Here is a 12,891-nt window from a genome sequence, read left to right as displayed (position 1 = left end):
TTTTGCCTCCAGCTTTCTTCAGATTCCTCCTCACGAAGGACACCCTTGCTCTTGGCTATGTACTTGGCGCTATCACCCGTACTAGGGACTTTCACCCTTTAGTGAATACTCATACCGAGCGCACATCAGTTGAGCCGGGATCTCTCCCGGCTCAAAACCCCTAGACACCTGTGAAATACTGATTATTTGATGCGCTTTACAGCAGCCTCAAGCAGCTCTTCCAGCTTTGCAGAAGGATTCTGGAACTTGGCAAGGAAAATCATGGCAGCAATGACGTATGGCTTGTAACTGGCTTCCTTGTACAGGGGTACCAGATACCTGTCGAATACGGAAGCTTCAACCTCACCTTCCTTGCAGGAAAGACCGGTGATGTCTGCAGGCAGGCAATGCATGTAGAGAGCCTTTCCGTCCTTGGTGGTCTTCATCAAGTCTTCAGTACAGGTCCAATCCTTGAATTTGGCATTGTTTGCCAGACAGGTCTTTTCCAGAGCCTTCAATGCTTCCTGGTCACCCTGCTCGACAATCTTTGTTCTCTCTTCCATAACAGCAAAGGGAGCCCAGCTCTTGGGATATACAATGTCGGCATCCTTGAATGCTTCAGCCATGGAATCCACTCTCTTGTAGGAACCACCGCTCTTCTTGGCATTCTCTGCAGCGACTTCTTCAACTTCAGCCATTACATTGTACCCTTCTGGGTGGGCAAGGACGACATCCATGCCAAAGCGGGTGAACAGTCCAATGATACCCTGGGGAACAGAAAGCGGCTTACCGTATGAGGGGCTATAAGCCCAGGTCATGGCAACTTTCTTACCCTTGAGGTTCTCAACACCCCCAAAGTGATTGATCACGTGCAGCATGTCAGCCATGCTTTGGGTTGGATGGTCGATATCGCACTGCAGGTTGACCAAGGTGGGTCTCTGCTCGAGTACTCCATCGTCATAGCCGTCCTGTACAGCCTTGGCAACAGTCTTCATGTAGGTATGGCCCTTGCCAATGTACATATCGTCACGGATACCGATGACGTCAGCCATGAAGCTCACCATGTTGGCGGTTTCACGAACGGTCTCTCCGTGAGCAATCTGGCTGGTCTTCTCATCAAGATCCTGGACCTCAAGGCCGAGCAGGTTACAAGCACTTGCAAAGCTGAAGCGTGTTCTTGTGGAGTTGTCACGGAAAACGGAGATTCCAAGTCCACTGTCGAACACCTTGGTGGAAATATTGTTCTCGCGTAATGCACGCAGTACTTCTGCTACCTGAAAAACGGCAGCAATTTCGTCATCACTCTCTTTCCAGGTATGGAAAAAGTCGTTGAGATACATGTTGTCAGTCTTGAGGGTTTTCAGTTCCTCGATCATCTGTTTGATTGTGGCTTTGTCCTTCATGTGGGGAAACCTCCGTATGTTTTGAATCATAAAAAATCCAGACAGGGGCACTATACCATGACAGTGTCCCATTGTCCAGATTTATGTTGCAGTTTGTTGCAAGATTCCGTTAAATCTTACCAAGCTCCTTCAAGATCTTCTCAGGTGAGAACGGCCAGCTGCGCATCCAAACCCCCACAGCATCGTGTATGGCGATGGCAAGAGCTGGAGCTGCTCCGTTGGTTGCAATCTCACTGATGGATTTGGCTCCATAGGGGCCTACCTCATCATTGATATCGATCAGAACCGCTTTGAAGTCCTCTGGCTGTTCATCAATCATGGGGACTCCATACTCACTCAGATTTGCATTGATACAGACACCATTCTCATCGAGGAGCATCTGCTCATAGAGCGAATGCCCGACAGACTTGAGGGCGGCACCATACATCTGACAGAGTGCCAATTCCGGATTGATCGGGGTACCGGCATCCTGCAGGGCATAGTACTTCTGTACCTTGACCTGGCCAGTCCTGACGTTTACTGCTACCTGCACAAAGTGAGCGCCATAGGGGATTGAGTTATGGTCGGTTGTAAAGGAACCTTTTCCCATCACCTGACCGCGACCTGTTCCGGTAAGTGCATCATGACTGAGCTTTGCATAGTCAAGCGTCCTGCCACTCTTGGTACTGTATACCTCACCAGGAGCGCGAAGGATCAAGTCCTCTGCTTTTTCTCCCATCTGGTATGCGGCCTCATCAAGCAGATTCTTCTTCAGGTCCTGTGCAGCCTTGTAGCTTGCACCACCACTGAAGTAGGTTCCACTGGAAGCATAGGCACCCGTGTCAAAAGTACAACTGTCGGTATCACCACTGGTAACCGTCACCCTGTCCAGAGGCACACAGAAGGCTTCACTGATCATCTTAGCGCTGATGGTATCCAACCCGGTACCCAAATCGGCACCACCACTGAAGATCTGGAATGTTCCATCAGTCAGCAGTTTAGCCCATGCATTGGAGTGGTCCAGCCCTGGCAACCCGCTTCCCTGCTGGATCATGGCAAAACCCTTGCCGATTTTCCAGTCCGGGTCCTTGGATTCAACCTTCTTGCCCCACTCGATCATCTTTGCACCCTGGGTGAGTGCCTGTTCCAAACCACAGGAACCGACAGGCACTACATTTCCTTCACGTCCTTCTCCCAGACCCTTGAGAATCTCAAGCATGTAGCCCGGTTCAACCTTGTTCTTCATGGCCATGTCGTAGTAATCGATTCCCAGCGTGTCTGCAAGCTCTGCCATACAGGTCATCAGGGCGTATGTGCCTTTGGGAGCTCCATAGCCCTGGTAGGCTCCTGTCGGTGGAATGTTTGTGTAATAGGTGATTACATCAAACTTCATGTTGTCACACTTGAGCAAAGGCAAGGTCTTGCTGCATGCATTCATCGGGACCGTAAGACAGTGGTTGCCGTACGGTCCGGTATTGGCCCTTACATCCATGTAGACTGCGGTAATGGTGCCGTCTTTCTTTCCACCCATCTTGACCGTCATCCGCATCGGATGACGTGTGGAGTTTGCGATGAACTCTTCCTCACGGGTATTGCGGTAGTAGATTGGTTTTCCGGTAATCCAAGTGGCATATCCTACCAGATCCTCCACCAGGATATCCTGCTTGCTGCCATATCCACCACCAACACGTTCCTTGATGATATGAATCTTGTTTTCAGGAATCTGACAGACCCAAGAGACAATTCTTCTCACATGGTAGGGAACCTGGGTGGAGGCGTGGATAACCAATCTTCCACCATCAATCCTAGCGTAGGCAAGGTGCGGCTCAAGGGGAGTACACTGGATCTGACTGGTCTGGTAGGTCCTTTCGACCACAGCATCGGCTTCCTTGAACCCCTTTTCCATATCACCAATCTGGCCATGTGCTGCTGAGGCAATATTTCTTCTGATATCACCATGAAGAGGGAACTGGTAGACGACCTTCCCATCCCTGGGGTCGGCATCCCTGTTGTACTCTTCCAAATTCTCGGGAGCACCACTGCGATACTCTACCACCCCATTATGAACAAGAGGGGCTCCTTCTTCCATTGCTTCCTCGACGGTGAATACTGGCTTGAGTACCTCATACTCCACCTTGATTGCAGAGCGAGCAGCAACTGCCTGTTCATAGGTTTCTGCAACGATTGCAGCTACACGGTCACCCACATGGCGAACCTTGCGGTTGAGCAATCTCCGATCGTGTGGACTGGGTTCTGGATTTCCCTGCCCAGCCTGCATGTAGAATACATCAGGGCAGTTCTCATGGGTGATGATGGTAACCACACCTTCCATTGCCAATGCTTTCTTGGTATCGATCTTCTTGATGTAAGCATGGGCATATGGGCTGCGAAGAATCACCATGGAGTGATAACCCGGCAAAACCCTGTCCTCAACAAAGCTCGCTTCGCCTGCAACCAATTGCGGTCCATCAATCTTTCCCATGGGCTTTCCAACATAGGTCAGCTCATCTCTGAAGGAGGGAGAAATTTCACTCTTGTATGTTCCATCCTTCATTCTTTCCTGAGCCAACTTCACTGCCAGATAGTAGTGTTCATAGCCTGCATCGCGGATAAAGATACCACTGAGTACCTGTTTGATTTGTTCCTTGGTGGGATTGCTCTCATGTTCAAGCAACCAAGTCAGGAGTAATGCTGCTGCAGGTGCATTGTAAGCACTCTGTACGACGCCTGCATCGATCATGGCCTGCTGGATGACATTCAGGTTACGGCTGGTACCCATCGATTCAGCGGTCTTGATCTCAGCACCCTCGGCTTGGAGTGCCAACATCAAATTGGCATAAACAGGAACGTCATTAAAAATAACGGTATCACTGCCTGCAAAACCTTCCTTATCGTCACTGTCACGTACGCTGGTATACCCCAGCCGAACGAGCATTTCACGCAAGCTTTCTGACTGCTTGCAACTTACTGTATGTTTCTTACCGTTAACGGTACAGACAATCTTGTTCATTGTGCACCTCCTTGGAGAAATGCAGAGAAGAGTTGCCCCACCCCTTCACTGGCTATATAGCGCTTGTAATCGGAGCCGCCTGTCATATCATCCACGACCACGATGTCATGCCGTACAGCAAGCTGTACATCCTCTCTTGTGGTCAACTCACCGTTCTCGATGGAATTCTCCACCTTCTCCAGTCGCTGTACTCCTTTTCCGTGCACAGCAACAAAGACCCGTACGTGGTCTATGACCTGCTCACTGTCCTTTGTTGCACTGAATCCAACGGTCACCGCTGCACGGTTCTGGCTGCTCATTGCATAACGCAAGGTTCCCACATACCTGTCATCCTTGGAGAGGCTGACAGCCAACAACAAGGTACCAGCAAACTGCTTATGATAGGCATGGTATTCACGGATGGGGATATTGTCCTCACTGTATACTCCCTTCTCGGTCAGGTTGGCCGTAAGAAGCCGAGCACGACTTGCAAGCAATGCGGGAGCAAGATAGGAGTGGTCACTCATCAGGGCTAGGTTGCCTCCGATGGTGGCCATATTACGCTTGGTGAAGGAACCACAAAAATGAGCAGCATCCTTGAGCCATGAAGGGACCAGCGGCGATTCGATCAACTGTTGCAACGTCACCATGCTACCAATCTTGATGGTGGAGCCTTCATCTGAGATGGTATCAAAACCAAGCTTGGAGAGGCTAATTGCAGTCCGCCCTTCAACGGTTGAATGAAGACGGTTGATCTCCGTCCCCCCAGCATAAAACACACTCTTGGTATTTGAGCGCTTCTTGTTCAGAGCATCTTCAGTAGTATTCGCTATGAGATATTCCTGTATCATACAGCCTCCTCTTTGGCAGCTTGGCCCATCATGCGCTTGCTGATGGCATTTGCCTTGTCTGCAAGTTCCTGCTCGTCATATCCAACCAGCTGCCCGTGGTCGACTACAACCTTTCCATTAATGATTGTATAGTCAGTGTTGTGATTGGTACCGCAGAAAAGCAAGCTTGCGACCGGATCACTCTGACTTCCCGCATAGGGCAATTTGGAAACATCAAAAATCGCCAGATCGGCAGCCCACCCTTCTTCCAGGCGGCCAACGTTCGAGAAATTGAGCGCTTTTGCACCGTTCTCTGTTGCCATGGTGAATGCCTCATTGGCACTCAGTGCATCAGAACCATATTTCACCCGTTGCAAGAGCATTGCCTGACGTACCTCACCAAGCATATCGGAACTGTCATTGCTGGCACTTCCATCTACTGCAATCGATACATTGATACCCATAGGCAACATCTCGTTGACCCGGCAGATACCACTACCGAGGCGCATATTCGAGGACGGGCAATGGGCAATATGGGAACCCGTCTTTGCAAGGATTTTCAACTCTTCATCATTGAAGTGTATACCATGTGCATAAAAGACATCATCCCCGATAAGGTTACACTCCTGCATCAGAGCAACAGGACGCATCCCATACATCTCCTGGCAGAAATCAGCTTCGTCATAGGTCTCACAGAGATGGGTATGCAGTCGTACACCATACTTCCTTGCGAGTTCAGCGGTCTTTGTCATCAAATCCTTGGTGACACTGAAGGGACTGCAGGGAGCGAGAGCTATCTTGTGCATTGCATCCGGGGCACTGTCATGGTAGGTCTTGATGCACCGCTCGCTGTCAGCAAGGATCTCATCCTCAGTCTGCACGACGCTGTCGGGAGGAAGTCCCCCGTCCTTCTTGCTCAAGCTCATCGAACCTCTCGTGGGGCTGAAACGCATTCCCAAGGTGTCTGCAGCCTCAAATTGCAAGCCCATCAGATCACCCTTGAAAGAACGGGGATAGAGGTAGTGGTGGTCAGTGGTGAGGGTACAACCAGTCTTCATAAGCTCAGCCATTGCAAGCATCGATGAGTAGTAGACTGCTTCCTCATCCAGATATTTCCACACCTCATAGAGGAATTTCAACCAATCAAAGAGTTTTGCATTCTGCACAGCAGGATGATTTCTGGTTAATGTCTGGTAGAAGTGATGGTGCGTGTTTACCAAACCAGGTATGACCACATGGTTTGAGCAGTCGATGGTACGACCCTTTGCGGGAGCAGCCAGCCCACCACCAGGAGCAATCTTGGCGACCTTGTTGTTTTCAATCAATAAATCGGCACCCCAATATTTCTTCCCATCAAATGTGGGTTGTAGACAGTAGATGTTCTTCAAGAGAAGCGAGGAACTCATGCCTGTATATCTCCTTCTTCCTGCAAGGACACGACACATAGACGTCGGTGTTACACTTGCAATACTTTATGAGGACGGCATGCGGGTAGTTCCGCAAGGAAGGAGTGGAGAAGGAAGGGGGCAACTCCACAACCTTGGTTCTTTCTATATACCCTGCAGGCAGAGCCCCTCTTGCACCTGTCGGGCCAGTTTCTGTGCTTCACCATTATCTTATGAGATAAACAATGAAACACCATAAGCTCCAAACAGCCACAAGGCGTCAATCCCTGTGGCTGTAGTATACCATATGTAGCGAGTACTGTTCTACGTACTACTTCTCCAAGGAATAGGGAAGCATTGCATAGAATGCTGCACAGATCTCAAGGTCATCCACACGGTTGATCTCGTTCGGTGCATGAGCCTGTGACTCATCACCAGGGCCAAAACCAATAGCAGGAATCTTATGACGACCAGTGGTAGCAACCAGGTTGGTGGAGAAGGTCCACTTGTCAACTACGGGCTTCTTTCCAAAGAGAGCCTCATGGCTGGCAACACCAGCTTCTACCAGTGGGTGATCTGCGTCGATCTTCCAGGTGGGGAAGTACAGCTCCTGGGAGTACTCTTTCTTGGTCCAACCAATCTTCTCATAATTGGGCATCTCGACAACGATTGACTCTGGATCATCACCGGTTGCCTTGCTGATGTACTCACGAACCTGGGAGATTGCAAGGTCTGCATCCTCACCCCAGGTAAGACGGCGGTCAAGGTAGAGCATTGCATAGTCAGCAACAGCACACTGGCTTGGTCCCTTTACATCCATCTGGCTGACGGTGATGGTACCTTTCCCAAGGAAGTTCTCTGCATCCGGCTTGAGGTCCTTGTTCAACTGCTCCATGGCAAGAGCTGCTTTTGCAGCCTTGTAGGCAGCACTTACGCCACGCTCTGGAGCACTACCGTGACAGGAAATTCCCCTGAGGATTACCCTGATCTCCATGCGTCCGCGGTGTCCACGATAGAGACGGCATGATGTAGGCTCAGTTGAAACAACGAGGTCGGGTCTGAAGTTCTCTTCCTCGATGAGGTACTTCCAGCACATACCATCACAGTCTTCTTCCATGACGGTGAATGTGAAATAAACGGTATACTCACCACTGTAGCCGAGTTCCTTGAGGATCCTCCCGGCAGTGATCATGGAAGCTGCACCACCCTTCTGGTCACTGGAACCGCGTCCCCAGACCTTTCCATCCTTGATCTCCCCACTGAAAGGATCGAAATCCCAGTTCTTCAGGTTTCCAACCTCAACCGTATCGATATGGGCATCGAAGGCAATCTTCTTGGGACCATTGCCGACGCGGCCGATTACCGAACCCAATCCATCAATATACACTTCATCAAAGCCAGCTTCTTCACAAAGGGTCACGATGAGACGACATACGTCCTCTTCCTGGGAGCTATAGCTCTTGGTCTGAACCATCTTTGAGAGATTCAATGCCGTGTAGTCACGATACTCGGCAGCCTTTGCCCTAATTTGTTCTTGAATTGTCATGTTTCATTACCTCTTTCGTTCTCTATTTCTTCTTCGTCGTAATCGGACCGGTTACGGAGCGATTGTATTTACGGTATCCCAAACGCGCTTGGCTACTTTTGCTGCCTCGTCATAGATCTTCTGTACATCAAGGCCTGGGAACTGATGGTTTTCCATCACCAGTTTTCCATTGATGATGACACTTTCCACACAGTTGCTGCTCATGCCCCATACAAAATGGGTTGCAGCATTGTCTGCTACCAGCGGGGTTGGTGAATGGTAATCACAGATGGCCAAATCAGCTTTATAACCGGCAGCAACCTTACCGTACTTCCCGTCAAAATACTTCTCAACCAACTGGTTTCCACGACTCATGGCAGTCACAAAATCTGCGGGCCACCAGGAACCACCCTGATCCTTATGCTTGAAGAATGCAATCTTGAGCTCTTCAAACATATTTCCACCACAACCATCGGTTCCGATGACCAGATTTTCAACCTTCTGGATCTGCTTGAAGTAACCAACATTGTTGTTCATGTTGCTGCGTCCATTGTGTGCAAGGAACGTACCATGAGCGTTGATCTTTTCCACCTCAGCCTCACTGAGCCAAAGCCCATGAACCAAGAGAGAGTTATCAGTCAGAAGTCCAAATTTTTCCAGTCGGTCAACGATGTCCAGATGGTACTTATGGTGGCTGTACACCACATCGTACTTGTCCTCTGCAACATGGAGATGGAGACCGGCACCTGTCTCTGCCATTGCCTCTCCCATAAGCTTCAATCCAGCATCAGGGATGGTGAACGGGGCGTGTCCCCCGATCATTCCTCTAACCAGTGGACTGCTCTTGGCGGCCATGGCGAAACGAAGGTTTTCCTCGACGCCTGCTTCAACCTCTTTCATTCCACCGTTTCTATCGGTGACCTCGTAGCAGGTAGCTCCACGCACCCCAACTTCTTCCATTCCCTTGGCAATGGTATCCAAGGAACCTGCAATATATGAGGGGCTTGCATGGTGGTCGATACAGGTGGTGGTACCACTTGCAATGGCGTCGATCGAGCTGATCAGGGAGCTGTAGTAACAAGCTTCCTCATCAAGTGCACGGTCGATACGCCACCACCACTCCTTCAGTATCTGAATGAAGTCGGTCTGGGGCCCCGCAGAGGCAAGCATGCCTCTGGAGAGCCCTGAATAGTAGTGATGATGGGAGCAAACATTGCCAGGAATTACGGTCCTGCCCCTTCCATCAATAACCTTATCTGCATGTATCGTCTGTGCTGCACCCTTGCCTACCTTGGTGATGACATCATCGACGATGACTATATCTACACCTTCCTGCACATCAAAGGGCGGTTGGGTCTGCATGATCCGGGTTTGTTTGATTACCGTTGTAGCCACTTGTTCCTCCTTACGCTTCTACATACCCAAGCAGGTAGCTGTATGAGGTAAACACCTCTTCAATCAAGGCGGCAACCTCATCAGTGATGCCTTCCTCTTCCCCTACCAGGATACCGTCTGCGTCCATTTCACACTCGTATATTTTGCCATCAAGGCGAACCAGGACATCCTCACCTTCAGCGAAGAATCCACTGTTCTCTGAGTTCTCAAAATCATCCTTTCGGCTGAAGAGGGTGAACTTCTTGCGATAAGGACCGCCATCATAGGGACAGAACGTTTCACAGTTGCCGCACTCGTTGCAGTATGCATCGAGGTGAAGAATCTGGAATGGGTCTGCAAACAGCCCAAGGTTCCTTACATCAATTGCAACGTTTGCGCGGTTCGGACATACATCCACACACTTATTACAAAGGTAGGAACATTCCAGACAACGAGCAGCCTCAGTTGCTGCAAATTCCTTGTCACCGAACTCCTTCGAAGAGAGAATTTTGCTCTTCTTGTCAGTTATGTCTGCAAAGAACTCATTCTCATCCTTTTCGAGTTGCACCCTCTCTTCGTCGCTCATCTCTTCTTCTTCAAATGCATCATCATCTTCGTGGTCATGGTCACTATGCTCGTGCTCTTCCTCTTCAGGGCCAAGCACCTTGTCGATGGCGGCTTCAACTGCCGCTCTAGCACTAGCAATACACCTTACAACAGTAGAAGGACCACTCTGTGCGTCACCTATGACGTATACATCCGAAACTTCAGACTCCTTGGTCTCCTCATCTGCCTTGGCCCATCCCTTCTCGTTGACAGGCACTCCATACCAAGTAAGCTTTTCTGTATCGGCATGTTCACCGATTGCAGTGATCATGGTGTCTGCTTCAATGGTGAAGGTCTCTTCCGTCGCCACGGGTCTTCGTCTTCCGCCGGCATCCATTTCACCGAGTTCCATCTTTCGCACGGTGAGCATATTACCATCGAAGCGTTCCGGATTTGCAAGGAAGATGAACTTTACATTCTCATCCTGTGCCATCCCATACTCTTCATGGTCGGCCGGCATCTCTTTCTCGGTCCTTCGATAGATTACCGAAACCTTCTCAACACCCTTGATCCTGGTAGCGGCACGTGCGCTATCCATTGCAGTGTTTCCACCACCGACAACCACTACATGCTTGCCAAGGGAAATGGATGATGGGTCTTTCCTGAATGCAGAGAGGAAGGAGAGAGAGGGTCTTACCCTGCTCCGGTCCCCCTGCAAGGGGATATCATTGTCTACTTCGCTTCCGATTGCATAGAAGATGTAAGAGTAACCCTGCTCACGCAGCGCATCTACTGTCATCTTTTCTGCATCGACGCCATAGTTGAACTGTACGCCATGAGCCTTGATGAATTCGACATCGCTCTCAATAGCTTCCACAGGAAGACGGAACCCAGGGATGACATGGCGAACCACACCACCAGCGCTCTCTTCCCTCTCAAAGACAGCGGTATCGAAACCTGCTCTTGCGAGGAAATATGCCGCAGAAAGTCCGGCAGGACCTGCCCCGACGACTGCTGCCTTGATTTCAGCTTTGTCAGTCGGGCCTTCCCAGAGTTGCTTGTACTCTTCAAATCCGTTCTCTACTGCAATACGCTTCATATCGCGGATACGAACCGCTCCCTCATAATCCATGCGGGTACAGTGCAGCTGGCACTGGTGGTCACAGATGTGAGCGGTGATGGCGGGAAGGGCATTTTTGTCATAAATGACAGCCAAGGCTTCCCCATAACGTCCCTGACCAACAAGCTGGACATACTCAGGTATGTCCTGATGAATCGGGCATGCAGTTTGGCAAGGTGCAACATAGCAATCAAAGAGGGGAAGTTTCTCCCCAATCTTCACGGTATCAGTTCCCCGGAAGTCTTTTTCAGTTACTGCGTACTTGCCAGCTCGTGCATCCTCCGAGAGCTTTTCGAGTTTCCCGACATCAATGCCATCCATCTTCCAGGCATCACTCTCTTCAAGGATTTCCACAAGCTGTTTCATGCGTGTGTAGCCACCTGGCTTGAGCATATCGGTTGCCAGGGTAATTGGCCTGATACCACTCTCGAACAGTGCCTTGATCGTAAAGGCATTGGCACCACCACTATAGCTGATGGGAAGCTTTCCGTTAAATTCCTTGCTGAGCTTGAGTCCTACAGTCGTGGAAATAGGAAGCAGGGCACGGCCTGACATGTACATCTCACCACCGGGAAGTACTCCCTGGTCGTTGACTGATCCAAGGGTGTTGGTCAGTTTAACACCGAAGCCCCTGCCCTCTTTCCTTGCGAGGTCAACCAGACGATGCAACATGGCAATTGCATCGGGATATTGCAGGTCGTGCTCAAAGCTTTCCTTGCTGAGGGTAAGGTAATCAAACCCGAGATCATCAAGGATTTTTCGAACCGTATCAAATCCAAGCAAGGTTGGATTGAGCTTTACAAAGGTGTCCACCTTCTTCTCTGTCAGCATATAGCTGCAGATGGCTTCAATTTCTTTTGGAGGACATCCATGCATGGTGCTGAGCGTGGTCGATGGGCTGATATTCCAGCTGATCTTCTCACTGATTCCCTTGACCTTCTTCTCGAGCCCTTCCCAAGGAGTGCCTTCAAACAAACCCTCTTCGACCAGTGCTTCCAGCTCCTGCAAGTATTCGGCAAAGCGTTCATCTTTGCGAGCATCAATCATGGAGTCAATGAATTTCTGCATCTTCTCTGTCTTGATGCCTTCCAGGTTGTAGCCAACAGACATATTAAAGATAAAGGAAGGCTTCTCGAACTTTCCTTTCTGCATCACTGCTTCCAGCAGATGCAGGATAATCCATGCCTTTGCATACTCGTCCCATGCTTTGGGAAGGGTAAACTCACTGGACCACTCAACGTTGTATCCCTCATCCCGTGCATCGATACAGGGTTTCTCAATCTCCAAGGTATCAAGTACCTGGACTGTCTTCAGCTCCATGAATCGGCCACCGACAAGATAACTTGCGATGATATTCTGGGCCAACTGGGTGTGGGGGCCTGCAGCAGGTCCGCAGGGTGTGGCACAACTCTGGGAGAATACGTTCAGGCTGTGCTTGCCGCTCTCATGATAAAATTGTTCTTCGGCAATACCGAATATGGTATGGTGATTTCTGTACTCACCAACGATACGGCTAATAAGTTCCGTGAAGGGAACTGGGCGCATAATGTCTCCCATTACTCACTCCTTCGAAAGGTGTCGCCGGGTTCACTACCCGACCCTTTCTCATTCTAATGCAGATTGAAGAGAAGTCAATATTTTTTGCAACATTTCGCAACAAAGGATTTCATACCAATGATGAATGGCCGCTTGGAAATCCTTTGTATATTCCAACTGCCAAAGACATATAAAAAGGGGTCTCTTCTGGTATGAGTATAGCAT

The 12,891-nt window shown here is 49.9% G+C and carries 7 protein-coding genes; all 7 read right to left on the bottom strand.

Annotated features, from left to right (window positions below):
- Positions 1 to 182: 182 nt before the first annotated feature.
- The 7 genes from ygeW to ygfK all read right to left on the bottom strand — a co-directional run bounded on the left by ygeW (position 183) and on the right by ygfK (position 12,687).
- Positions 183 to 1,382 carry a knotted carbamoyltransferase YgeW gene (gene ygeW, locus AB7S66_RS07875; RefSeq protein WP_428518896.1) on the bottom strand — a complete coding sequence of 400 codons (1,200 nt, stop codon included), beginning with the start codon at positions 1,380 to 1,382 and terminating at the stop codon, positions 183 to 185.
- 109 nt (positions 1,383 to 1,491) lie between these two features.
- Positions 1,492 to 4,371, bottom strand: a complete 2,880-nt coding sequence (locus AB7S66_RS07870; protein ID WP_428518895.1) for a molybdopterin-dependent oxidoreductase Mo/Fe-S-binding subunit — start codon at positions 4,369 to 4,371, stop codon at positions 1,492 to 1,494.
- On the bottom strand, positions 4,368 to 5,201 hold the full coding sequence (locus AB7S66_RS07865) for an FAD binding domain-containing protein (RefSeq protein ID WP_428518894.1): 834 nt from the start codon (positions 5,199 to 5,201) through the stop codon (positions 4,368 to 4,370). The genes AB7S66_RS07870 and AB7S66_RS07865 overlap by 4 nt, the downstream gene beginning before the upstream one ends.
- Complete coding sequence (locus tag AB7S66_RS07860) at positions 5,198 to 6,586, bottom strand: 8-oxoguanine deaminase (RefSeq protein WP_428518893.1); 1,389 nt, start codon at positions 6,584 to 6,586, stop codon at positions 5,198 to 5,200. The genes AB7S66_RS07865 and AB7S66_RS07860 overlap by 4 nt, the downstream gene beginning before the upstream one ends.
- A 310-nt stretch (positions 6,587 to 6,896) precedes the next feature.
- A complete protein-coding gene (locus tag AB7S66_RS07855) occupies positions 6,897 to 8,111 on the bottom strand; it encodes a YgeY family selenium metabolism-linked hydrolase (RefSeq protein WP_428518892.1) in 1,215 nt (404 codons plus the stop codon).
- Between the two features lie 51 nt (positions 8,112 to 8,162).
- Positions 8,163 to 9,485 (bottom strand): putative aminohydrolase SsnA, encoded by a 1,323-nt coding sequence (ssnA, locus tag AB7S66_RS07850; RefSeq protein ID WP_428518891.1) that lies wholly within the window; start codon positions 9,483 to 9,485, stop codon positions 8,163 to 8,165.
- A 10-nt stretch (positions 9,486 to 9,495) separates the two neighbouring features.
- Entirely contained in the window at positions 9,496 to 12,687 is a 3,192-nt protein-coding gene (ygfK, locus tag AB7S66_RS07845; protein WP_428518890.1) for a putative selenate reductase subunit YgfK, read from the bottom strand.
- Positions 12,688 to 12,891 lie beyond the last annotated feature (204 nt).

The organism is Sphaerochaeta sp., from assembly GCF_050178175.1.
Lineage (GTDB): Bacteria > Spirochaetota > Spirochaetia > Sphaerochaetales > Sphaerochaetaceae > Sphaerochaeta.
Note: the sequence above shows the minus strand (reverse complement) of the source record. Positions and strands in the feature narration are given on the sequence as shown.

What these genes read in the sequence shown, in the direction of transcription:
- ygeW (WP_428518896.1), bottom strand. Translation starts at nt 1,382, where the DNA reads ATGAAGGACAAAGCCACAATCAAACAGATGATCGAGGAACTGAAAACC.
- AB7S66_RS07870 (WP_428518895.1), bottom strand. Translation starts at nt 4,371, where the DNA reads ATGAACAAGATTGTCTGTACCGTTAACGGTAAGAAACATACAGTAAGT.
- AB7S66_RS07865 (WP_428518894.1), bottom strand. Translation starts at nt 5,201, where the DNA reads ATGATACAGGAATATCTCATAGCGAATACTACTGAAGATGCTCTGAAC.
- AB7S66_RS07860 (WP_428518893.1), bottom strand. Translation starts at nt 6,586, where the DNA reads ATGAGTTCCTCGCTTCTCTTGAAGAACATCTACTGTCTACAACCCACA.
- AB7S66_RS07855 (WP_428518892.1), bottom strand. Translation starts at nt 8,111, where the DNA reads ATGACAATTCAAGAACAAATTAGGGCAAAGGCTGCCGAGTATCGTGAC.
- ygfK (WP_428518890.1), bottom strand. Translation starts at nt 12,687, where the DNA reads ATGGGAGACATTATGCGCCCAGTTCCCTTCACGGAACTTATTAGCCGT.